The sequence below is a fragment of the Dietzia psychralcaliphila genome, assembly GCF_003096095.1.
Lineage (GTDB): Bacteria > Actinomycetota > Actinomycetes > Mycobacteriales > Mycobacteriaceae > Dietzia > Dietzia psychralcaliphila.
The window spans coordinates 2,439,251-2,460,494 of the sequence record NZ_CP015453.1 but is presented as its reverse complement, the minus strand read 5'-3'; the positions used below and the strand labels follow the sequence as shown (position 1 = coordinate 2,460,494).

Below are 21,244 nucleotides of genomic sequence, written 5' to 3'. Positions count from 1 at the left end.
GGTGCGCTCTCGTCTTCCGCAGAGGTCGCGGGGGGAGCGAATCGAACCCGTTCACGGCCTCGCTGAGTCCACGCGCGCGGCCCCGGAGCGGGGCCCGGCACATGCCTCCGACCGGGACGCACAGAGCGGATCGGAAGCATATCTGCCGGGTCACCCGGCGAGCTGGCCGATCTGGAACTCGGCGAGCCGCGATTGTGGCTGGGACGCTCCACTGTGCTGGTCGGTGAAACTCTCTGTCCCGTCTGTGCCGCACAGCTGCTCGATCCGGTCCGGCCCGCCCGGGTGTTGGTCGACCCACGCGGTGAGGTCGTAGACGATGTTCTCGATCACGGTCCAACACGAGTCGGTCGAATCGTTCTGCTGGACCTCGGCCATCGTGACCTGTTTCTCGGCTCTCTCGCCCGTCTGGAGCTGCTCTGCCTGCTCTGGCGCGCCCGTGTCGTTCCCGGCGCAGCCCACAGCTAGGAGCAGGGCGGCGGTGGAGCCGGAGGCGGTGAGTGTCCTGCGCAGTCTCATTCGATCTCCTCGTATAGTGATCTACCGAAAGTCCAGGCGGCCAGCCACGTACACAGGACCGTGAGCACCAGTGCTACGCCGATGTGAAATGCCAAGGTCGAACTGCCCCCTAAGCTCGCTTGGGCGAACGTGGCCCCGAACAGGACGAGGGCGACGACTGCAGCCCAGCGACCTCGCCGTGTAGCCCACGCGCGCCACCCTAGAACCAGAGCCAGCACGCCGGTGAGGACATGAAGGGCGATGGCGGCCGAGCTGTGGACGTCCAGACTGGTGCCGTCCTGGACCAGCACCCCTGCCGAAGTGAAGAGGAGTCCGAGGGCGCTGACTGTCACTAACGCCACCGCTCGTGCGAGCAACAACAATCGTCCGGAAATCTGTAAATCTTGTGATCGCGACACTTTCCCTTTCTCGAGCTGCTCGTCCACTTCTTCGTGGTGGGAGGCGGCCGGCGACCCGCCCCACTTGTCCCCCAATGCCGCACGCACTGTCACATCTGGAGATTGTGCTGTGCTGACCTCTTGATTCGGTCGGGGTTTGATGAAGGTCTGATCAAGATCCCGGACGTGACGGTCGCTGACGCGGTGCTGAATTGGTGCGCGGCCAGTTGGGGTGAACCTGGGTGAAGCCTGTCAGGACGTCCAGCTTCCGAAGGCCTTCCCATGTCGCCCACGTAGTCCCTGACACTCGCAACAGGCAGCTTGATGAACGCTGCCAGAGGCTGTGGTCAGAGGGAGACTCTAGGCACGATGCACGCTTGAGGGAGCCGCTCCCGGTCGTTCTTCGACACGGGCGTGCAGGCCCCCACTTCTTGCGACGGGGACTCTGCTCGTCTAAGTTCGAGCAGAAGTCACATCACGAAACCATCACGGTATAGCGGCAGGGGAGACACGGCGGCAGTGGAGCGAAGACGTGCACGCCGCAAGGCACACCCTTTAACTGTCGACATCTGGGCGAGTTCTGGTCGCCCTCGAGGTGGCGGTACGCATCGCCAACCCTCCGCCCGGCCCGAGTTACGCGATCAGGTCGTCGTCGTCACGGTCGCCGCCGGGGCCATCGTGTCCTCGATAAGTTTTCTAGTGGACCAGCACACAGAGGCTGGTGGTGAGCACATTCACCTCATCGCGCACGAGGAGTCGATCAGTCCTGCTGGCCAGTCTGGAGACATAGCCCTTCCCCCGGCTGAACTGCCTGGGCCCGTTGCGGTGCAAGGCGACATCCCGCTGGAGAGCGCTGCCGCCATGGTGTCGTCATTGGCGGCAGGCACCGAAATCGACGCTCGCCGGCAAGTTGCCGAGGAGACCGCGCGCCGTCCAACAGCAGCGATGCCGACAGTCGGGACCCTCACGTCTGAGTTCGGCCAACGCTGGGGCTCGCTCCACGGCGGCATCGATATCGCAAACGTGATCGGAACCCCGATCGTGGCGGCGACTGACGGGACCGTCATCGATGCCGGCCCGGCGCAAGGGTTCGGCAATTGGGTCCGACTGCTGTCGGATGAGGGCACGATGACCGTTTATGGACACATGGAAGAGGTTCTCGTGTCCACCGGCCAGCGTGTACAGGCTGGACAGACGATTGCCCTCATGGGAAGTCGTGGCTTTTCCACCGGGTCGCACTTGCACTTCGAGGTGTGGTTGAACGAGGGACGGGAGCGCGCCGACCCCATCGAGTGGCTCCGGGAAAACGGTATCGCGACCAACTGAGTCAGCCCTTGGAGTGAGCCGGGGTCTGCGGTAAGGAGATCGTGAATCGGGCGCCGCGGCCGAGCCCGTCGCTGTGAACGCGGATATGGCCTTCGTGGGCTTCGACCAGTGCGCGAGTAATGGTGAGTCCGATGCCGCTTCCTCCGTGTGCCCGGTCGCGTGCGGTGTCGACGCGGTAGAAGCGGTCAAAAATGTGGTCGAGGTGCTGCGCTGCGATGCCTTCTCCAGTGTCGGCGATAGTGATCTCCACGTTCCCGTTGTGTAGGCGACTGGTGACGGTGACCATCCCACCTGAGTCGGTGTGGCGGAGCGCGTTGTGCAAAAGGTTGGTCAGGACCTGGTTGATTCGATCACTGTCGACAGTGATCGGTATTGCCTGATCAATACGTGCTTGGAGCAGCACATTTTTGTGCGAGTACTCGGGGCGCAGGGCGTCGATCGCGGCCGCGATGATGCTGCGAGTGTCGGTACCGATGGGGATGAGACGCGTGAGGTGTTCTTCGGCTCGGGACACCGCGCTGACGTCGTGAGCGAGCCGGCCTAGCCGACCAGTCGCGGTTCGCAGAATGCGCAGCGTGTCGTCGTCGAGTGCACGGACGCCGTCTTCGATTGCCTCAAGGTGGGATTCGAGCGTGGCCAGGGGAGTCCGCAACTCGTGTGCGAGATCTGAGAGCATCCGTCGGCGTGTGGTTTCGGTGGCATCTAGTCGTCGTGCCAGTTCGTTGAAGCTGGCGACAAGATCGTCGAATTCACGACCTATTCTCGGCTCGTGTACTCGTGAGTTGTATTCTCCACCGGAGATCTGCTGGACTGATCGGGTGACCGGGGTGATCGATCGTTGAACGCGGCGGGCGATGTAGCCGCTGACAGCCAGCGACAAGATCACCGATACCGCCAGTGCGATCGACCAAGACAGCATCATTGACGAGTTGAATGCCTCCTCCATATGGGCTGCTTCGGAGGAGTTCTGTGACAGTCCGGCCATCTCCAGATGCTCGTGGAAGATTCCGGGGGCAAGTATTGCGGCGACGACCCAGGCACTGACTGCGAAACCGATCATCACAAAAGCGAGCGCCGCCAGTAGCCGGGTACCGAAGGTGGCAGTGGTGAACCACCGCTTGAGGCGCGTCACGTTGTCACCCAGATCGATCCGGCTCACTGACCATCTCCGGTGCGGTAGCCGACACCGCGGACGGTGCGGATGTATGCGCCCCGGGACGCAGTGTCTCCGAGCTTGCGTCTGAGGTGCGCGATGTGGACATCAACAAGGTGCGTGTCGCCGACCCAGTCGGGCCCCCAGATCGCATTGATCAACTGCGTCCGGGACAGCACCAAGCCGGGGTCTCGCGTCAGTGCCGCCAAGAGGTCGAACTCGGTCCTGGTCAACTGGATCGGGGTGGTGTCGACGGTGACCTCGCGGCCTTCGACGTCGATTGCCAGTGCCCCAATCCTTCGCAGCTCTCTGTGATCGGAGGCCGCAGACGGGGAGCGTAAGGCCGTAGACGATCGAGGACGGCGCAGCATGACCTGGATGCGGGCCATGAGCTCTCGTGGGCTGAACGGTTTGGTCATGTAGTCGTCGGCTCCCACGGACAGTCCGATGAGGGTGTCGACCTCCTCGGTGCGGGCGGTGAGCATGACGACATACGCATCGGAGAAGGTGCGCAACTGGCGGCACACTTCGACGCCGTCCAGCCGCGGAAGACCGAGGTCTAGCACGACGACGTCGGGATCGACTTGCCGGATCAGGTCGACTGCGTCCTGCCCGTCATGAACGACCGTGAGGTCGAAGCCGTCACGAGTCAGATAGGTACCGATGAGGTCGGCGAGCTCACGCTCGTCTTCGACGACCATCGCCCGCAACCCTGCGGTCGCGCGAGTGGTCGGTGACTCACCTTCAGGTCCGGCGTCTCGAGAATCGGATGTGGACATAAGGCCAATCATCGTCGTAGGTCTGCCACTGGCGCCTACCGCGTGCTCGATCTTGATCAGACCTTCATCAAACCCCGACCGGATCAATGGGGTCGGCGAAGGACAATCTCCAGATGTGACTATGCGTGCTAGAGCGGTGCTGATGATGCTATGAAGCCGGCGACGCCCCACCGGAGCTGCCCCTCGATCCGGCTCGTCGCACCGGGAACGGCAGAGGGGACTCAAATCAGTGCCTAGGATAGCTCCGGTCACCGCGTTCATGCGCAACTCATGGCGCACTCTCACCGCGATGCGCACGGCATTGATTCTGCTATTTCTGCTGGCGGTGGCGGCGATACCGGGGGCACTCCTGCCGCAGCGCAGCCTCAACCAGGGAAACGTCAATCAGTACATCGCGGACAACGGCTGGCTGGGGGAGTTCTTTGACAAGCTCCAGCTGTTCGACGTGTTCTCCAGCTGGTGGTTCACAGCCGTGTACGTGTTGCTGTTTATATCCCTGGTGGGCTGCCTGACACCGCGGTCGATTGATCTGGTCAAACAACTCAAGGCCCCGCCGCCGCTCGCCCCGCGTAACCTTGCACGCCTGCCGCATCATGCGGCGTACCGGACCACGGCCACGCCGGAGCAGGCTGCGGACCAGGTCCAAAAGAGCCTCAAGGGCTGGCGGGTCCGTCGCAACAACGGGGACGGTCGCGTGTCGGGCAGCATCGAGCTGTCCGCGGAGCGCGGATATGCGCGCGAGGTGGGCAACATCGTATTCCACTTCGGCTTGCTGTTCCTGCTGATCGCGTTCGCGGCCGGCAAGTTCGTGTACGCGGAGGGCATGCGGGTGATCATCGCCAACGAGGAAGCGCCGGCCTTCTGCAACACCACGCCTAGTGCGTACGACTCGTTCCGGGCAGGTCTGCTGGTAGACGGCACTGACTTGGCGCCGTTCTGTATCAAGGTCGAAGACTTCCGTACCGACTATCTACCCAATGGCCAGGCGGAGATGTTCACCTCCAACATTCGCTTCAGTGAGGAGGTCACTACCACCGATCCAGACACATGGGAGCCCTACACGTTGCAGGTCAACCACCCGCTGCGCATCGGCGGTACTCGTGTTTACCTCCAAGGTCACGGCTTCGCGCCCACGTTCACGGTCACGTTCCCCAACGGCGAGACCCGTACAGACACAGTGCAGTGGCAACCGACGGACCTGTTGACTTTTCTCTCCTCCGGCATCATGCGCTTTGATCCGCCAGCCGGCATGTACCCGGACATCGGCGACCGCCTTGAGCAGCAGATCGCCATCCAGGGGCTGTTCGCCCCGACCGCCTCGTTCGACGGCAACATACTCAGCTCCCGTTTCCCGCGGATGGACGACCCGGCGGTGGCGATCGACGTCTACCAGGGCAACGCCGGCCTGGACAATGGCGGCGCACAGTCGATCTTCTCGCTGGACCCCGACCTTATGGAGTCGGGCGCGTTGGAGCGTAGGGCCCGCGTCAACCTCATGCCCGGCGAATCCACGACTCTGCCCGATGGCACCGAGGTTCGCTTCGATGGAGCCGACGAGTTCATCAACATCCAGGTCTCGGAGGACCCTACTCAGATCTGGGTTGGCGTGTTCGCTGCCGTCATGGTGGGTGGACTCGTCCTGTCGTTGATGGTCCGTCGCCGAAGGATCTGGGCACGGGTCATTGTCGACGGGGCCCAGGCGACCCGCGTCGACCTGGGTGGCCTCGCTAAGACGGACAGATCGGGCTGGGGCCGGGAATTCGACGACCTCCGGGACCGGCTGGCCACCATTGCTACTGCTACACCCGTCTTGCCCGAACCTAGCGACACTGCATCTAGTCGAGGCGCCGACCCCGACGCTTCGTGGAAGGACAACATCCGGTGAACACTGTGATTCTCGCGCAGGGACTGCCTGTCAACGAGACGCTCTCCAGCTACAGCGACCTGGCGTATAGGTCCGCGTTCGGTCTATACGTGCTGGCGCTTGTCGCATCGTTGATCTACTACGCCGGATTCCGGGTAGCCAAGGTGACTAAATCAAGCCGGAACCTAGTGGGTGCCGGTGGGCCCGGGCTTACAGAATCAACCTCTCTCACCGACACCGGAGACGAGGACCGTGAGTCCGCAGGCAGTGTCCGCTGGGCACGGATCGCACAGCTATTCATCATCATCGCCTTCCTCTTCCAAGCGGCTGCGCTGATCCTGCGCGGGGTGGCCACAGGTCGCTTCCCGTGGGGCAACATGTACGAGTTCATTCTGGCCACCACGCTGCTGGGCGTGGGCGCCGGGCTGATTTTCCTGCGCAAGCCGGCCCTACAGGTGGCCTGGCCATTCGTACTGGTACCGGTTCTTATCCTGCTGTTTTTCGGCGGCACCAACCTGTATTCCGAAGCCGCTCCCGTCGTGCCGGCACTGCAGTCGTACTGGCTGCCCATCCACGTCTCGATCATCTCGCTGGGATCGGCCATCCTGTTGATATCCGGCGTCGCCTCGATCATGTACCTGATCCGGGTGTGGCAACCGCAGGGTCAGGAAACGGGCTGGAGCTCTGGGCTTTCCCGCCCACTACCGCATGCCGACACTCTCGACCGACTGGCCTATCGCACCGCTGTGATCGCATTCCCGATCTACAGCGTGGGCATCCTGCTGGGCGCTGTCTGGGCCGAGGGCGCGTGGGGTCGCTTCTGGGGCTGGGACCCCAAAGAGACTGCCTCCTTCGTCTCTTGGGTCCTTTACGCCGGCTATCTGCACGCCCGTGCCACCAGTGGCTGGGGCCCCAAGAAGGCCGCTTGGATCAACCTCGCCGGGTTCGCGGTGCTCATCTTCAATCTGTTCTTTATCAACATCGTGGTCTCCGGTCTGCACTCCTATGCTGGCCTGAACTGAATGGCTGAGGGGCACTTCGCAGTTTCGATATCTGCTTTGGAAAGCGCAGCATCCAACTCCGCGAAATGAAAGAAACGGGGCCGGCTATCGCCCCGGTCCGACTCGGGCAGGAGACGCTTTTTGGCACCGTGCGAGGCGAGCCGGGTAACCACACTGGGCTTGATGGGAACCGTTCGCGGCACCTCGGGGAAGCCGGTGGCTCCCTGAGTCCGACTACGAAGAGACTGGCAGATAGGGCCAGTGGGTACGCCTAGTCCGGTGATCCGGTACTGCGATTCCGGTGACTCGGTACTCCTTGGGGCGGGCGGGGTGGTCTGCTCGGGGTGAGGCGGCGCGACTGCGCCGCTTCTTCCTATTTGAGGAGGCTGATGTGGCCGAGTACAAGGCCATCATGACGTTGGCGCTGGCCGGGCATAGCTACAGCGAGATCGTCGCCGCCGTCGGGTGCTCGCGACGGGAGATCGCGGCGGTGAAGAAGACGATCACCGCGTACGGCATCACCGCCGGCCAAGCGTCGTCGATGAACCCGGCCGAGATCGCCGGGATGTTCCCCGATGGGCGCAAACGCGTCTCGGAGGACTACGCCAAGCCCGATTTTGATCGGGTGCTGGCGTCGATGAAGTTCAACCGGCACTTCACCATCCAGCAGGCCTGGGGCAAATATCTCGCGGACCCCGCCGGGGCCGGGAAGAAGTACGGGTACTCGCAGTACTGCGCCCTGTTCGCCGAGCACGCCCGCATCAAGGACGTGGTGGCCACGCTGCATCACGAACCCGGTCGGACGATGCTGGTCGACTGGGCCGGCGACACCCTCGAGGTCCTCGACGCCGTCACCGGGGAAGTCACCAAGCTGTACTTGTTCGTGGCGGTGCTGCCGTACTCGGGTGCGGTGTTCTGCCGCGGCTTCACGGACATGAAGTCGCCGTCGTGGATCGATGCCCACGTGGCGGCGTTCGCGTTCTTCGGTGGGACGCCGCAGATGGTGGTGCCCGACAATCCGACCACCGCGACTCATCGGCAGAAGCAGGGCGAGGCGGCCAGGGCGGTCAACGTCCGCTATCAGCAGTTGGCCGACCATTACGGCACCGCGATCGTGCCGGCCCGGGTCCGCAAACCCCGCGACAAGGCAGCAGTGGAATCGGCGGTGGAGGTGGTCAACAAACGCGTCATCGGCTACCTCGCCGAGGAGGTGTGGACCACCGTCGAGGCCCTGAACACCGCGATCGCCGACCGCGTCGCCGAGATCAACACCGCCATCCGCCGGGCTGACGGCACGACCCGGTGGGAGAGGTTCGAATTCGACGAAGCGCCACTGCTGGCGGCCCTGCCCGACGACGGGTTCGCCACGGTGGAATGGAAGCAACTCAAGGTCGGCCGGAACTATCACGTCTCCTGCGATTCGCAGTACTACTCGGTGCCGTACACCTTCGCCGGTCAGCTGCTGCGAGTCCGGTTGACCGCGCAGTCGGTGACGCTCTTCGACGGTGACCAGGTCGTCTGCGAGCACCCACGGCGCCACGGCCGCAAAGGCCAGTACTCGACCGTGCTCGCCCACGCCCCGAAGGCCCATCAGGGTATCGACGGGCTGTGGTCGCGGCAGTGGTTCACCGACCGCGCCCGCGGGTTCGGCCCAGCGACCGAGCAGGTGATCGCCCAGATCCTGGATCGTCATGTGATCGAGGCGCAGGGCTATCTGGACTGCCAGAACATCCTCGAGACTTTGGGGAAGAGGAGTCGCCAGCGCCTCGAGGCGGCCTGCCAGGTGCTGCTCAACCAGAACAGTGCCGGTAGCTACAGCGTGCTCAAACGCGTCATGGCCACCATCGACTCCGATGGCAAGGCGCCCCGGCCCGTGGTGCCAGCGGCGGCCACACGAAAACCGCCGCCACCGGCCGGAGCCCGAGACGACGGCGCGGTGCAGGTGCGCTCGGCCGATCACTATGCGCGCGGGCGCAGCGGGGAGGGCGTGTGATGTTCACCGAGATCGATCACCAGAAGTTCCGCAACCTGCGCATCACCCATGTGGCGACCCGGTTCGAGGAGCTCATCAGCGATGAGGCCAATGACGAGCTCACCCCGGAGCAGATCTTCCTCACCGCCGTCGACGACGCCCTGGACCAGCGCCAGGCCCACCGGATCGACAAGCTGATCCGCGCCGCCAAGTTCCCCATCCCGCAGGCCTCGATCGCCGAGATCAACTACCAGGAAGGACGCGGGATCACCCCGGTGCGGATGAAACGCTACGCAGGGCACCACTGGCGCCAAGATCCCACCAACCTGCTGGTCCTCTCACCGACCGGCGGCGGGAAAACCTACCTGGCCTGCGCGATCGGGATCGCCGCCTGCCAGAACGGCCACACCGTCACCTACGCCCGCATGGACGAACTCGCCCGGCGACTGGTCATCGCCCGCGGCGACGGCATCCGCCACCAGAAGATGCTCAATGACCTGTCGGACGTGGAGCTGCTGATCATCGACGACTTCCTCACCGTGGGCATCGATCCTGAAGCCGCCAACGACTTGTTCGCCGTGCTGGCCAACCGGGAGCATCGCCTGCCGACGATGATCGCCTCCCAATCCCGACCGGCGTACTGGCTCGAAGCGCTACCCGACCGGGTCGCCGCCGACTCCATCGTCAACCGCCTGGCCAACAACGCCCGCGAGATCAACCTCGGCGAAGTCGACATGCGCCGCCAACGCGACGACCAAGCCCGGGCGACCACCGGCTACTGGGAATAGGACCCAACGGTGCCGGCCCGCCTCACACACGGGCCGGTTCCGGGTCGCCGGAACAGCAGTACCAACTCGACGGACCCGCAGTACCGACAAGCCCTATCTGCCAGAGACCGGCAGAACGAAACTGTGAGCTCCCGCAATGAATCCGAACTGACCGGCCGCCGTCTCCGCCCGGCCACCTGGGCGATCCTGGCGTGGATGATCATCATGATCACCGCCATCCTGGGGGCGTGGAAGGGGTCAGAAGCCCGGTTCGGTGTGCTGTCGGAGATCACCGTGGCCACCGACCGCAGCACCTTCAAGGCCCTGCTCTTTACCGCGACCGACCTGGACGACAACTCCTTCACCAACCCGGTGCCCGAGAGTTCGTGGTGCGCGTGAGCACACACTGGGCGACTCACGATCGGTGGCAACTGAACGGGTACGACACCTGTAAAGGGTGCTTTCAGGGGCCAGTCCGAAAACCGCGGTTCTCCGAGCCCGATCGACCAGCCTCGGGCAACGTGTCCTGGGGGGCCCACCTCGCTCCCTCGGTGCCAAGGTCAAGATCTCGTGAAGAAACCTGACGACTCGAATCATGTACCCCCCGGGGGTATATGATTCTGGTGTGGGATCGCCCCACGGCGTTCGGCGAAAGGATTAAGACGATGACGGCCACCACATACCAAGTTCAGGGGATGACCTGCGGGCATTGCGTTTCGTCCGTGAAAGCCGCTGTTGGTGCATTGCCCGGCGTGATCGGCGTCGAAGTCAACTTGCAGGCAGGAAGTATGACAACGACCGGAACCGCGACTACCCAGGCCGTATCCCAAGCCGTGGCCGACGCCGGATACGCGATAGTCTCCGCAGATCAGACGGTCGGCGTCTCCTTGCCCATGGCGAGTGGAACGGGTGGCTGCTGCTGCAGCTGACGGTTGGCCCATTTCGGCCCGATGACGCGATGAACCACGTTCTCGAGCGAACACAGCATTGGCCGGGTGGGCACCCTCGCTCACCCGGCGCTCGACTTCCAGCCGCAAGTCATTGAGAGATGTCCGGGTCGGCATGTGGCCCGCGCGCGTGTGGCCCATATGGTGGCGCCGAGGATGATGGGGGACATGAACTCTTCTGCCCGCGCGCTCGGAACGACAGAAGTCGCCGCACCGACGCCACGTCCGGCCACGGGCTTGCGGGCGATGGTTGTCGAGGACGAGCAGTCTTTGGCCGATGTCGTGGCCACCTACCTCGAACGCGAGGGCTTCGAGGTGACGATCTGCGGCGATGGTCTTCAGGCGGTGACACTGGCCCGGCAAATCGACCCAGACGTCATCGTCCTTGACCTTGGCCTGCCCGGGCTGGACGGGGTGGAGGTCTGTCGGCAGGTTCGCACGCATTCCGACGCCTACATCGTCATGCTCACGGCGCGCACCGAGGAGGTCGATACGCTGATCGGTCTGTCTGTCGGTTCAGACGACTACATGACCAAACCGTTTAGCCCGCGGGAGTTGACGGCCCGAATTCAGGCGATGATGCGTCGCCCGCGTACGGGCCCGGCGGCTGGCGCTCCCGCCGAGGTGCCCGCGGGGGAGTCGCTTCGTGAGTTCGGCGACCTGGCGATCGATGTCCAGGGCCGTGAGGTCACCGTCGCCGGAACGCCGGTTGCCCTCACGCGCACCGAGTTCGACATCCTCGCGACGCTGGCAAGAGACCCGGGTGTCGTCTTCAGTCGACCCCAGCTGATTACCGCGGTCTGGGGGCCGAACTGGGTCGGCGATGATCACCTTGTCGATGTGCACATCGGGCATCTGCGCCGAAAGCTCGGCGACGAGGCTTCTCGAGGGCGCTACGTTCGTACCGTCCGGGGTGTCGGCTACCGGATGGGTATCGGACAGTGAACTCTCGCGCCTCCAGTCGCACCTTCGTGCCGAGATCATGGCCGCGCCGATTGTTCGCCCGGTCGAGCTTTGGCACCAGGCTGCTCACCGCATTGAGCGTGGTCGTTGTTGGCTGCGCGGTCAGCGCGTGGTTTGTCGCCTCAGCTCTAGCTCCGGGAATCTTCCACGATCACCTGGGCCAGGCCGGCATCGATCATAATTCGGCGGAGGCAGCCCACGTCGAGGAAGCACTCCCCGGCGTCCATCATCGTGGCGTGGGGGTTGGCGGTGACCATCGCAGTGTTACTGGCGCTGCTGGTGAGTTGGTATCTCACCCGGAGAGTTCAACACTCCGTCACCGCCGTGACCTCCTCGACTGCCGAGATCGCCAGTGGACGCTACGACACGCGGGTCGTTAGCCCAGGCCTGGGCCGCGAGTTCGACGATCTCGCCGACAGTGTCAACGAACTCGCCCGACGACTCGACGCCACCGAGACCACCAGACGCAGAATGCTGGCCGACCTCGGACACGAAATGCGCACACCCCTTGCCACACTCGACTCCTACCTCGAAGCCATCGACGACGGCATCCACACCTTCGACGACGACGTCCGAACCATTCTGTGGTCGGCTACTCGGCGGCTGGAGAGACTCGCCTCGGACATCGTCGACGTCTCCCGCGCGGAAGAACACCTCACCCGCCTTCGCCCCAGTCCAACCACCACGCGGGTCCTGGTCACCAGTGCAGTCGACGCCGTCCGAGAACGATACGAGAGCAAGGGAGTCCACCTACACGCCCACGTCGACGACGCGCCGGTGACGGTGGACACCGACCGCATGGGACAAGTACTGGGCAACCTCCTGGACAACGCACTTCGCCACACCCCCGCCGGCGGCACCGTCACCGTCAGCACGGAGGTGGGACACCGCCACGTCAAGCTCACCGTGTCAGACTCCGGTGAAGGAATCGCCCCACACCACCTCGACCACCTCTTCGACCGCTTCTACCGAGCCGACACCTCACGCGGCCACCACCGCGGCGGCAGCGGTATCGGCCTGACAATCACTCGCGCACTCGTCGAAGCCCACGGCGGGCACATTCGAGCACACAGCAACGGGCCCGACCAAGGTGCGAGCTTCACCATCGAAATTCCGAAACCGGACTAACGACGACTCCGGTCTAGGTGATTGTAGGAAGCTCCTGCGGCCGCGCAATCTACAACTCGGCACCGTCAGCTTTACAGAACATCTGGTTATCGGTCTCGTTCGACGGCCGGCCGGAATGTGCGCGAGTTGGCTTGACATCATCAACGTGTCGGCGCGATTCCGTCGCTGGGGAGCAGTACTGGAGTCTGCGAGCGGAGACAAAGGGGCCCTTCCGGATCAAAAGTTCCGGATTCGCGCATTCGTACGTCATACCCCTGACTATCAGCGATGACAACCACTGCGGCGGAGGCATAGGAGACTAAGGCGTTCGACCCAGGCCAGACTACGGGCCGGATGAAGGACCACGATCCTCTACCGCGGCCTCGATGTTCGAGGCTGAAACAACGGAACAATAGTGCCGGTGGGATCCATTCCGCGCAACGCCCGAAGTTCGGCATTCAATTCTGCGTTGACCGTCACTGCCGCCTGAATCTTCCGTCCAAGCTCAGATTTTTCTTTCCTCAGCCTGCCGACTGTCTCACGCAGAGCCGCAGTTTCTCGCTCTAGAGCGTCATATTTTGAATCACGCGGGTGAGTATCCCGGACTGCTGAGTTCCACTCCTCAATCACAGCCGATGCCCGGTTCATGGTCGCTCTGCTGACCCCCGCCTCTAAATGCAGGTTCTTTTTAATCAATCGGCCGTCGGTTCGAATTGGAGTACCACTCAGCAGTCGCTCCATAGCCGCGCGCAGCTTCTGCTCACTTCCACCTGCCCTGGGTGTCTCCGCTATCGGCTCCGCATCCGTCATGTTCTTAAACTCCCTAGAACCTTTCGCACGTCTTGTAACTGCTTCTTCAACCTAGCCCTATGCACTCCAGCCATCTTCCGGTCACTCAGCTTCTCAATCAAATCTGCTTCCTCGCCCCTCCATATTGATAGCTGCTCAACGGTAATAATCGAATTATGGCAGGCCGCGGGCTGGCACATGCTCGGGATTGGTCCCCCCGCTCGGACTATTTCAGACTGCCCTTCCAGACACCGAGCCTTCAGCGGATCGCCTAAGCAGTGATTGATTGTACCAAGTCGAATTGACGCAAACTCGTCGCGCAAAAGGTTCCTGAGCATACGTTCGTCGCCAATCTTCCCAGCTGATTCCAGTGTCGCAGAAACACGGTTCAGGCCGTCCACGAAGCCCTTTTCGCCGTTGCCAAAAGCCACTCGCTGACCATCGCTATTGCGCGACCAATAAGATACCAATTCACCCGCGTTGACATTCTTGTTTTCGTGATCGAATTCGCGAGCCCAAGCTGGGGTCACCGCCCCGTAGCCAGAAGTCGTTGCGTTGGATAGAGCGCGAACGGCATTATGCTTCAGCGTGATCCCAAGCCCAATCTCTCCATCAGGTTCGTTCGCCGCAATTATGCTCATCGTCCTACGAAACATGTGTGGAGATATGTGCTGCACGGGAATCCTCTGGAGGCCCCTATCGTCAGCGTAACTATTAACCCACGAAACAAAAGAGGGGATTTGGGTAAATGGCTTAAACCCGGTTGACTCGCCCCTCATAGCACTACCAAAGATCTTGTTTTCGTCGAGCGCGATCGCCTCCGCCACTTTAATCGCCTTCACGACAGGATCACTAACCCACCACCTGCGCGAGGTCCCACCATCAGGTTGGTGTTTGTGGACTCTGCTCTCAATTGCAGGAGCACCGTAGTGCGTGACAATTGCTCCCGAGGTGATACCCCGGACCTCGCTGTCACGCATCATGGACATGATCGACACGAAGATGTAGCAGGCATTCCTAAGCTGAACCAGCTCCCTATGTAGGCGCAGGTCATCGAATCCGGAACACCATGGACCACGTGTGCCATCAGCCCGATCAACAACTGTAAGTTCTACCGAGCTAAAACCGTCTCGGGTAGGAAATCCATTTCTTACGGCGTCCTCGACCAGCGTCCTCCGCCCTTTACCGTACGGGCCCTCAAATACGTGTTTACCCCCACCAAAGGGGCTGAAAAGAAGACTGAATCTTCCCCAGTTCACTTCACCTCTACGAGCATTACCGTACGTTAAAATATGCAATGGAACGAAGCCACTCGGAGAGGCCAGCCAATCATCCAAAGCGCGATCAATGCGGAGCCTGGACTCCCGGCGACCGAGCGTCTTTCCATGCCCATCAGACTTGAGTTGTGAGGATGCGAAAATCATGTCTTGAATATCATCGCGGGCTCGGATGATGTCCGGCGCATATACGTCTATGTATGTCCAACATGCTCTTATTAGCGGCCAGAATACCTCAGGAGGTATTGGCCGAGTCAAGATTTCGCCACTACCTGCCTTCCCACCCGCTGGCGGAACCTCAATTAAGAGGCCACGCTCTCCCAGGATTCCCCGGCAAGTATAAAGTCGCCTTAGAAGGGACTGGGCATTTTTCCGCGCGGCAATCGAACGAGTGGTTTCGACCTCCAATAAATACGATTGACAATCATCCGCGGTCCACGACGACAGAACTGACGTCAGGCCAACTTTTTCTGACCACCGTGCAAGGCGCGCCATCTCATAATGCTGCTCTTTGATTGTTCCAACCTTGAAGGCATGGTTCATGCTGAATAGGCCGGCGCCTAATAATTCTCGATGCCCGGGGTTTAACAATGCCATCGCCAGGGTTTTTGCTATCAGCACCCAGTCCTGCGGCATCCGGTCAAACCGTAAGCGCGCACTAGAGGCGCTCCGGCTCGGCAAAACCCCCATCGCGGTTAGGTCCCATATCGGCATATCCCCGAACAGCGGGACCGCCCCGGAGTTGATCCGTCGGCCTTCAGGGATCACAACATCGTCATCTGCAAAAACCGGCTGCCACGAACGGTGCGCCGTCCTGTCACTACCGGCGTTCAAAATGTACCCATCTCGCCAAGCGACCTATGTAAGGGCGCAGGATTCGTTCTTGCTCTATTTAAGTCCTCTTGGCCGAATAAACTTAGGATTGTTTGGAGGTTTCTATTTTGTTCTCCGTAAGTCGCATCAAAGACAACCGGGCTCAGGGACTTTTGGATCTCTTTCAAGATAGTTTCGTAAGCTACCAACCGCGGTAAATGGTCCTTGAACACCAATGCATTGGGGCACTGCAAGCAGAGAGAAGGAGCGGCGTGGCACAAACTCCCATCTTTCGCAAATGGGGAACTATAAGGCGCTGAGCAACCTGCCAGTGTCAGTTCCTTCTCCACGTCGGATTCATTTGCAACCTCGCCGGCGATTTGTGCCATAGCCAAATTTTCACAGTCAACAAGCTCGGTTGCCGGCTTGGTCACCACCGTAGGGCCTCGAAGAGCTCGTCTCAGCGCCTTCTCTTGTGCTCGAATGACAGTATGGGCAGCGACCGTATTGACGGTGGTTACTGGCGCATAATACCCCTGGAAAACTTCGACTGAATGATCGTCTCCCGCGGAACCATGTAATGTCCCTAACGTGGCTGCTCTGATGCTCTTGACGGTCTTCCGTAGTCGACGCATATCATGCGGCTCAGATATCTGAAGATTTTGCCTTTCGATCAAAGACTTTAGTCTGGCCTTGGCTTTAAAGGGCACAGGCCGAATTGAGAACCCTGGATAGTCCTCTGGGGGTTGCCTGACATAAGTAACTAATCCTGCGACCCAAAACGGTGACTTTTCAGTCGTGTTGATATGCGAGAATTTCATTGAGTTCATGGCGCGAATGATCAGATCGCCCGATTTCCATCCAGGGTTCAGCCCTCCACTGGTCGGCAAGTGCTCCCACCGAACCCTGTTTGCGCGTCGCTTCGTTGTCTTCACCCTGACTTTATCGCCCTCATGCACTACGTCCTCACGAAGCAGGAATCGTGACTCTTCTGGCGACCACCCTGTCTCTAGATGTAGTAAAACTCGTATTGCCAATACATACTCGGGCGTCGGTGCCAAGAATAATCCGGCCAGCGCTGGCAGGCATGTCGAAAAGTTAACTCCAGAAGGCCCGGTGTTGGCCAATTCGGCAATACGTCGCGCATACTCACGACATTGAGGGCCGATTACCTCATCGCGATACGCTTCTTCGAAAGGTATGTTAGCTATTGCCCACACTAGATTTTCAATTTCTTTCCAGCCATGTTTTCGAGGATCTCTCCCACTGGCCAAAAGGGTTTCACCTAGGCGTAGCCGGCGTTCGGTTTCCCGGACAATTTGTCTGCACGTGTCCCGTAGTGCAATACGCTCGGCGTTGCTGAATTCATCTAACGGTACACTCGTATCTCTCCGTTGATCGAGCACGTTGCCGCTTGCCCAATCGGCTAGAACTGCCGCATCTATGGCGTTGTCCTGTAGCCAGTATTGGGCTAGCGCGCGAATTTGAATTGCCATTTTCTTCCCGCGTGTGCTCGGTGGCAGGTACTCTTTGATTAGCTGTTCCTCCCAGTTATGCAAGCGCACAGCTACTGCGTGTCCGTCACCGGACATTGTTAGGAATTGATCCTGTGTTTCGTTGAGAAACGTTCCTAGATGACGAATACATGCAGCGTAATTGGCGGTCGTTGTAGGCGCCAGTAGTTTGGAGCGAGCTACCCACGCATCCGCAAATTCGCTGATCAGAGTAGAAGCCCGGTAGTCATCAGGGTTAATCCTGGCGGTTGCGGCTCGACTGCTTTCGAGTATGACAACGCGCTGGTGCGAGCCTGGTTGTTTCAACGTGAGTCCCTCGTGATGGCATCTATAACATAGGTCGCATAGTCCGTATTTTCGTCATTCCACTCTTCGAAAGCTCGTTGTACAAGTTCATGGGATTCATCGATATATTGCAAGTACACCATTGTCGTTGAGGGGCTCGCGTGCCCGAGGAGTCGCTGCAACGTTAACAGTGGGTTGTGACTGACATGTTCACTGATCGTTCCGGTCCTGTGTGCTGGACGTGACTGCTCGAGTTTTGCGGCTTGCTGTTGGAGGCTACGCAGCATTACTAGTGCGAATGTATGCCTTAGGTCGTGCGGCGTAATTGCGGCCGGCATGTGGCTAAGTTGATCCCTGAATTGAGCCAGTCGAGTATTCGCCGTGTTAAAATATTGCTGCCACCTCCGCGGGCTCGGTGCCATTCCCCCTCTCCCCAGAAACAGGGACATTGGCTCGATCAATCCTGATTGGTCTTGACGCACCAGTATTCGGCGGTGCGCCAGTGGGATTGACGGAACTTCGTAAGTCTCCTCGACGCCTCCTATGGTGTAGGTCAGAGTTCTGCTAGCAGGTTTCACTTGTCGGACTACCGCGAGATTATGCAAGTTCTTTCGAAGCGAGGCCTGAGAAAGCCTCACTGCCTGGCGGCGCTCTGTCGCTCGATACAGGTCTATTTCACGTATCGTGGAAGCTGGGATATAAATATTTCTCCGACGACAATTTTTCGCCGAAACGTGTAGCTCAACGGATGCGCCGGGCGCCCCTTCCGGAATTTCAATGTCAAGCAACGATTGCCACTCACGAAGTCTCATTCCAGTGGTGATTGCTAGTTCTGCACCGCACATATTTCGCACAGTCGATCTACCGCGGAAAGATTGATCCATTTCCCCGGATGGTAATTGGCCACCTAGTCCAACATTTCGGAAGGCATCCCATTGAGCACGGGTAACAGCCCTCACCCTTAGGTCCGTCGAGGGAGTTTTACGATGAACGACTGATCTGCTGGCTATCCGGATCCATGGCAGTTCATCTCGCTGACCAGTTTCGTATAGATAGTTAAAAAAGGCGCGTACGAATACTAATTGACGGTCGAGAGTCCGCGTCGATATTCCTCTGCTGAGCCGGTCGTCGCAGAAGGCGGCTATTTCGCTCTCTACAGTCTCTAGAATTGTTACGCCACGATCATCTAGAAATTTGGCAAATGTCACGGCATCTCGCGAATAAGATCGAACTGTATTGCGGCTTAAGTTCTGAGAATACAAGCGTAGGAAAGTGCACCAGGGCTCCATCGGTCGCATCTGGTCATCTACGAGTATCGGTGTCCCATCCTTGATCCGTCGTCGTGGAGTCAGTTCTGGATCGAGAGACATCGGTCCGTCACCGATTGCCGCCCATTTGGCAAAGTACAACTCCACGCTCAACTTCCACCCCTACGGCTCTGGGGCTAGCAGCCCAGTCCCGCTGGCACTGTAGCCGTCTGATGAGACACTGCCACGAAGAGCGCATAACGCCCGGGTGATGGCCCGGGGTGGCGGTGATCGTCAGCACGAACGGGGCCTTCTCGTGCGGCCCGTCCATCCGGGTCAGACGACGCATGTAGCTTGTGCGCTTACTGGCGTGTCGGAACTGATGGGCTTCGTCGATCACCGCCACGTCGACCTTGAGCCGCGGGCGCCCGTTTCGAGCCATGAGCTTGCCCAGGCTGTCCGAGGACATGATGATCCAGCGCAGGTCGTCGTCACACTGGTTGTCGCTACACAGCGCGGCGATGGTGCGTCGCCACGACGGGATGGTGATGCGCGCCGGCCGGTCCACCGTCACCAGGATGGTGCGCGCGCCGCGCGACTTCGCGATGGCCTTGGCCGCGGCCACCGCCACCAGGGTCTTGCCGGTGCCCACATCGTTCGCCAGGTGGACCTGCCGGAACTGGCGCTGGGCGGCAGCGACGATCGCGTCCACGTCCGCGTGTTGCTCCGGCCGAAGCGACATCGGCGCGGCGGTCGCGCCCTGGCCCTCGCTGCCGTTGAGCTCGTCCTCCAGCCACCGCAGGTAGGAGTAGGGCTTACTGGCGTAGGGCTCCAGTGGACTCGGCAGGGCGGTGCCGACATAGGCGTGCGCGGTGAGCGCCTTGAAGTAGGTCACCCCGGCCGGCGTCCCACCGCCCAGTCCTCCCCACGGGAGCTCCAGCAGCCACACCCGCTGGCCGGGAGGGATCGTCGGAACCGTCGGCGCCGCGGCGGGCCGCTTCTTGGCCGACGTCGCCCGCCTGGAGCTCGACTTGCGCTTGGTTGTGGACTTGCGTGAGGGCCGAGCCGCCATCAATGGCCGGCCCCGGCGCGGGCGGTGATGAGGGCGGGTGAGTCCACGGAGTCCTCCTGGGTGGTCGTGGCGGGGTCGGGCTCACTGTAGGGGCCGGGTACGTCACCGCCGGCGTCAGCTGGCGCGCACCCCGCCGGGCCGCCGGGGTGAGCGAGGGGAGCCGGCGTGAGTCTGCGCGTTGGGGGTCGAAGGCAAGACGATGACGACGACACGGGCCTGCCGCGGCCGGAATTCTGACTGCGAGGTGGTTCGTAGTCGGGCCCTGAAGCCGGGGTCGCGCTAGCCTGCATTGCCGTCGGAGACGTGGTGTGGATCCTCGCTGCCGCCGGTGCGGTGGGCAGTGTCGCGGCGCAGCTCGCCAAGGCGCACGGCTGTCGGCAGCGCCCGCCGCGCCGAGAAGGTCGCCTATCTCACGGAGGTGCTCGGGCTCGATGCGGCGATCAACTGGCGCGACGAACTGGACGAGCCGCTCAGCGAGTTCGCGCCCGAGGGGATCGACGTGTATTTCGACAGTGTCGGAGGCGATCACCTCAAGGCCGCGCTTACGCACCTGTGCCGGCTCGGCCGGGTCGCCCTCTGCGGTGCGATCGCCGGCTATAACGGTCAGCCGCCGGCCGCTCCCGACAACCTCTTCAATGCCATCAGCAAGGGCATCAATCTGCGGGGCTTCCTCGCGGGCACGTTCGCGGACCGACCTCCCGGCGCGGGGCTGAGAACCCCGATATTGACGACGACGAGGTCGTCTGACTATGAAGGACCTGCTGACGGCGGTGGTCACCAGCAGCGAGCATTCGGCGGACGACCTCGCGTTGGGCGGGGTCTGCCGGGAGCTGCTCGAGCGAGGCTCGAGGGGTGGGCTCAGGCCGGGCGGCGAATTTGGGTGCCGAAGTCCGGAACCGGCAGCTACTCGAGCAGGTTGAGATATGTGCGGCGGGCCTTCATCGCGTGAATGACCTCGACGGTGCCGTCGTCATAGTGCAGCGCGACCAGCTCCAAGATGCGAGCGTTCGTGTCGAACCCCAGAACGAGGTTTCGCTGTGGATGGTCGTCGTCCAGCGGTCCGGAGAGGACGGCGGTGTCGAGGGCCGCTCGGATGTCTTCGTCGGAGATGCCGTGTTTCCGCGCGGACGATCGAACAATCACGAGGCGGCGGCCCACTGCGCCAACGCCTGGCGGATCGCCTCTGATCGGTTGAGGTGCTCCCGGTCGGCGCGGGCCATGACAGCCTCGAGTTCAGCATCGGTCAGGCGAACCGGGACGACTCGGGCCGCGCGGTCGGATCGTGTGGGACGACCCATGCGCTTCTGCAGCCAGGTGATGTCGTAACCCTCTTCAGCCTCGGCGACCCAATTGTCGAGCTGTTCTTCGGAGACGTTCTGACCCTGAATTTTCCGCTCCATGGGCACTATCGTAATACGAATCTGTCCGAATGGGCAGCACGTGCCGGGTTGATGGGCCGAGGCTTCACTCTTCAC

Annotated in this window: 20 protein-coding genes and 1 pseudogene; 10 read left to right on the top strand and 11 right to left on the bottom strand. The window is 61.4% G+C overall.

Annotated elements, in window-relative coordinates; all coding sequences use genetic code 11:
• Positions 1-150: 150 nt before the first annotated feature.
• Positions 151-516 carry a cytochrome b5 domain-containing protein gene (locus A6048_RS11255; RefSeq protein ID WP_017836387.1) on the bottom strand — a complete coding sequence of 122 codons (366 nt, stop codon included), beginning with the start codon at positions 514-516 and terminating at the stop codon, positions 151-153.
• Entirely contained in the window at positions 513-1,007 is a 495-nt protein-coding gene (locus A6048_RS11250) for a COX15/CtaA family protein (RefSeq protein ID WP_223210127.1), read from the bottom strand. Before A6048_RS11250 ends, A6048_RS11255 begins: the two co-directional genes overlap by 4 nt.
• A 585-nt stretch (positions 1,008-1,592) precedes the next feature.
• On the opposite strand from A6048_RS11250, the gene A6048_RS18500 reads away from it, so the two are divergent.
• Positions 1,593-2,219 (top strand): M23 family metallopeptidase, encoded by a 627-nt coding sequence (locus tag A6048_RS18500; RefSeq protein ID WP_182611321.1) that lies wholly within the window; start codon positions 1,593-1,595, stop codon positions 2,217-2,219.
• 1 nt (position 2,220) lies between these two features.
• Here the strand turns inward: A6048_RS18500 and A6048_RS11240 are convergent, their stop codons facing one another.
• Both A6048_RS11240 and A6048_RS11235 read right to left on the bottom strand, forming a co-directional pair.
• Positions 2,221-3,378 carry a sensor histidine kinase gene (locus tag A6048_RS11240; protein WP_107746584.1) on the bottom strand — a complete coding sequence of 386 codons (1,158 nt, stop codon included), beginning with the start codon at positions 3,376-3,378 and terminating at the stop codon, positions 2,221-2,223.
• The gene (locus A6048_RS11235) at positions 3,375-4,073 is read right to left on the bottom strand and encodes a response regulator transcription factor (protein ID WP_017836391.1); all 699 of its coding nucleotides are present in this window, start codon (positions 4,071-4,073) and stop codon (positions 3,375-3,377) included. The genes A6048_RS11240 and A6048_RS11235 overlap by 4 nt, the downstream gene beginning before the upstream one ends.
• A gap of 337 nt (positions 4,074-4,410) precedes the next feature.
• Between A6048_RS11235 and resB the strand changes: the two genes are divergently transcribed.
• The 6 genes from resB (at position 4,411) to A6048_RS11205 (ending at position 10,684) form a co-directional block, all read left to right on the top strand.
• Positions 4,411-6,036 carry a cytochrome c biogenesis protein ResB gene (resB, locus tag A6048_RS11230; protein WP_412523667.1) on the top strand — a complete coding sequence of 542 codons (1,626 nt, stop codon included), beginning with the start codon at positions 4,411-4,413 and terminating at the stop codon, positions 6,034-6,036.
• A complete protein-coding gene (gene ccsB, locus A6048_RS11225) occupies positions 6,033-7,037 on the top strand; it encodes a c-type cytochrome biogenesis protein CcsB (RefSeq protein ID WP_107746586.1) in 1,005 nt (334 codons plus the stop codon). Before resB ends, ccsB begins: the two co-directional genes overlap by 4 nt.
• Positions 7,038-7,407: 370 nt before the next feature.
• Entirely contained in the window at positions 7,408-9,009 is a 1,602-nt protein-coding gene (gene istA, locus A6048_RS11220; protein ID WP_108835171.1) for an IS21 family transposase, read from the top strand.
• Complete coding sequence (locus A6048_RS11215) at positions 9,009-9,776, top strand: ATP-binding protein (RefSeq protein ID WP_006898359.1); 768 nt, start codon at positions 9,009-9,011, stop codon at positions 9,774-9,776. Before istA ends, A6048_RS11215 begins: the two co-directional genes overlap by 1 nt.
• A 123-nt stretch (positions 9,777-9,899) precedes the next feature.
• Positions 9,900-10,154 carry a hypothetical protein gene (locus tag A6048_RS11210; RefSeq protein WP_198426968.1) on the top strand — a complete coding sequence of 85 codons (255 nt, stop codon included), beginning with the start codon at positions 9,900-9,902 and terminating at the stop codon, positions 10,152-10,154.
• Positions 10,155-10,369: 215 nt separating this feature from the next.
• Entirely contained in the window at positions 10,370-10,684 is a 315-nt protein-coding gene (locus A6048_RS11205) for a heavy-metal-associated domain-containing protein (RefSeq protein ID WP_311200806.1), read from the top strand.
• Here the strand turns inward: A6048_RS11205 and A6048_RS18795 are convergent.
• The gene (locus tag A6048_RS18795; RefSeq protein WP_259847540.1) at positions 10,624-10,758 is read right to left on the bottom strand and encodes a hypothetical protein; all 135 of its coding nucleotides are present in this window, start codon (positions 10,756-10,758) and stop codon (positions 10,624-10,626) included. The genes A6048_RS11205 and A6048_RS18795 overlap by 61 nt on opposite strands.
• A 190-nt stretch (positions 10,759-10,948) precedes the next feature.
• On the opposite strand from A6048_RS18795, the gene A6048_RS11200 reads away from it, so the two are divergent.
• Complete coding sequence (locus A6048_RS11200) at positions 10,949-11,647, top strand: response regulator transcription factor (protein WP_107749039.1); 699 nt, start codon at positions 10,949-10,951, stop codon at positions 11,645-11,647.
• A 50-nt stretch (positions 11,648-11,697) separates the two neighbouring features.
• Positions 11,698-12,793 (top strand): annotated as a pseudogene (locus tag A6048_RS11195) (sensor histidine kinase).
• Between the two features lie 785 nt (positions 12,794-13,578).
• Here A6048_RS11195 and A6048_RS11190 read toward each other — a convergent pair.
• The 4 genes from A6048_RS11190 to A6048_RS11180 form a co-directional block, all read right to left on the bottom strand.
• Positions 13,579-15,474: a hypothetical protein gene (locus A6048_RS11190; protein WP_235027268.1), complete on the bottom strand. Its 1,896-nt coding sequence runs from the start codon at positions 15,472-15,474 to the stop codon at positions 13,579-13,581.
• 194 nt (positions 15,475-15,668) lie between these two features.
• Complete coding sequence (locus A6048_RS18275) at positions 15,669-17,243, bottom strand: hypothetical protein (protein WP_146166376.1); 1,575 nt, start codon at positions 17,241-17,243, stop codon at positions 15,669-15,671.
• A gap of 224 nt (positions 17,244-17,467) precedes the next feature.
• Positions 17,468-18,739, bottom strand: coding sequence for a tyrosine-type recombinase/integrase (locus A6048_RS11185; protein ID WP_107749041.1), 1,272 nt, complete (start codon positions 18,737-18,739; stop codon positions 17,468-17,470).
• An 88-nt stretch (positions 18,740-18,827) separates the two neighbouring features.
• Entirely contained in the window at positions 18,828-19,769 is a 942-nt protein-coding gene (locus A6048_RS11180; RefSeq protein WP_235027269.1) for a DEAD/DEAH box helicase family protein, read from the bottom strand.
• 340 nt (positions 19,770-20,109) lie between these two features.
• On the opposite strand from A6048_RS11180, the gene A6048_RS11175 reads away from it, so the two are divergent.
• A complete protein-coding gene (locus A6048_RS11175; RefSeq protein WP_159110159.1) occupies positions 20,110-20,718 on the top strand; it encodes a zinc-binding dehydrogenase in 609 nt (202 codons plus the stop codon).
• On the opposite strand, the gene A6048_RS11170 is transcribed toward A6048_RS11175, so the two are convergent.
• On the bottom strand, positions 20,673-20,927 hold the full coding sequence (locus A6048_RS11170) for a hypothetical protein (protein WP_107748980.1): 255 nt from the start codon (positions 20,925-20,927) through the stop codon (positions 20,673-20,675). The genes A6048_RS11175 and A6048_RS11170 overlap by 46 nt on opposite strands.
• Positions 20,909-21,169, bottom strand: a complete 261-nt coding sequence (locus tag A6048_RS11165; RefSeq protein ID WP_107748981.1) for a ribbon-helix-helix protein, CopG family — start codon at positions 21,167-21,169, stop codon at positions 20,909-20,911. Before A6048_RS11165 ends, A6048_RS11170 begins: the two co-directional genes overlap by 19 nt.
• Between the last annotated feature and the right edge of the window lie 75 nt (positions 21,170-21,244).

Excerpts from the sequence above, each read along its gene's own strand:
- A6048_RS11185 (WP_107749041.1), bottom strand. The coding sequence starts at position 18,739 with ATGGAGCCCTGGTGCACTTTCCTACGCTTGTATTCTCAGAACTTAAGC.
- A6048_RS11235 (WP_017836391.1), bottom strand. The coding sequence starts at position 4,073 with ATGGTCGTCGAAGACGAGCGTGAGCTCGCCGACCTCATCGGTACCTAT.
- A6048_RS11190 (WP_235027268.1), bottom strand. The coding sequence starts at position 15,474 with ATGCCGCAGGACTGGGTGCTGATAGCAAAAACCCTGGCGATGGCATTG.
- A6048_RS11255 (WP_017836387.1), bottom strand. The coding sequence starts at position 516 with ATGAGACTGCGCAGGACACTCACCGCCTCCGGCTCCACCGCCGCCCTG.
- A6048_RS11180 (WP_235027269.1), bottom strand. The coding sequence starts at position 19,769 with ATGGCGGCTCGGCCCTCACGCAAGTCCACAACCAAGCGCAAGTCGAGC.
- A6048_RS11205 (WP_311200806.1), top strand. The coding sequence starts at position 10,370 with ATGATTCTGGTGTGGGATCGCCCCACGGCGTTCGGCGAAAGGATTAAG.
- A6048_RS18275 (WP_146166376.1), bottom strand. The coding sequence starts at position 17,243 with ATGTCCGGTGACGGACACGCAGTAGCTGTGCGCTTGCATAACTGGGAG.
- A6048_RS11215 (WP_006898359.1), top strand. The coding sequence starts at position 9,009 with ATGTTCACCGAGATCGATCACCAGAAGTTCCGCAACCTGCGCATCACC.
- A6048_RS11165 (WP_107748981.1), bottom strand. The coding sequence starts at position 21,169 with ATGGAGCGGAAAATTCAGGGTCAGAACGTCTCCGAAGAACAGCTCGAC.
- A6048_RS11200 (WP_107749039.1), top strand. The coding sequence starts at position 10,949 with ATGGTTGTCGAGGACGAGCAGTCTTTGGCCGATGTCGTGGCCACCTAC.
- resB (WP_412523667.1), top strand. The coding sequence starts at position 4,411 with ATGCGCAACTCATGGCGCACTCTCACCGCGATGCGCACGGCATTGATT.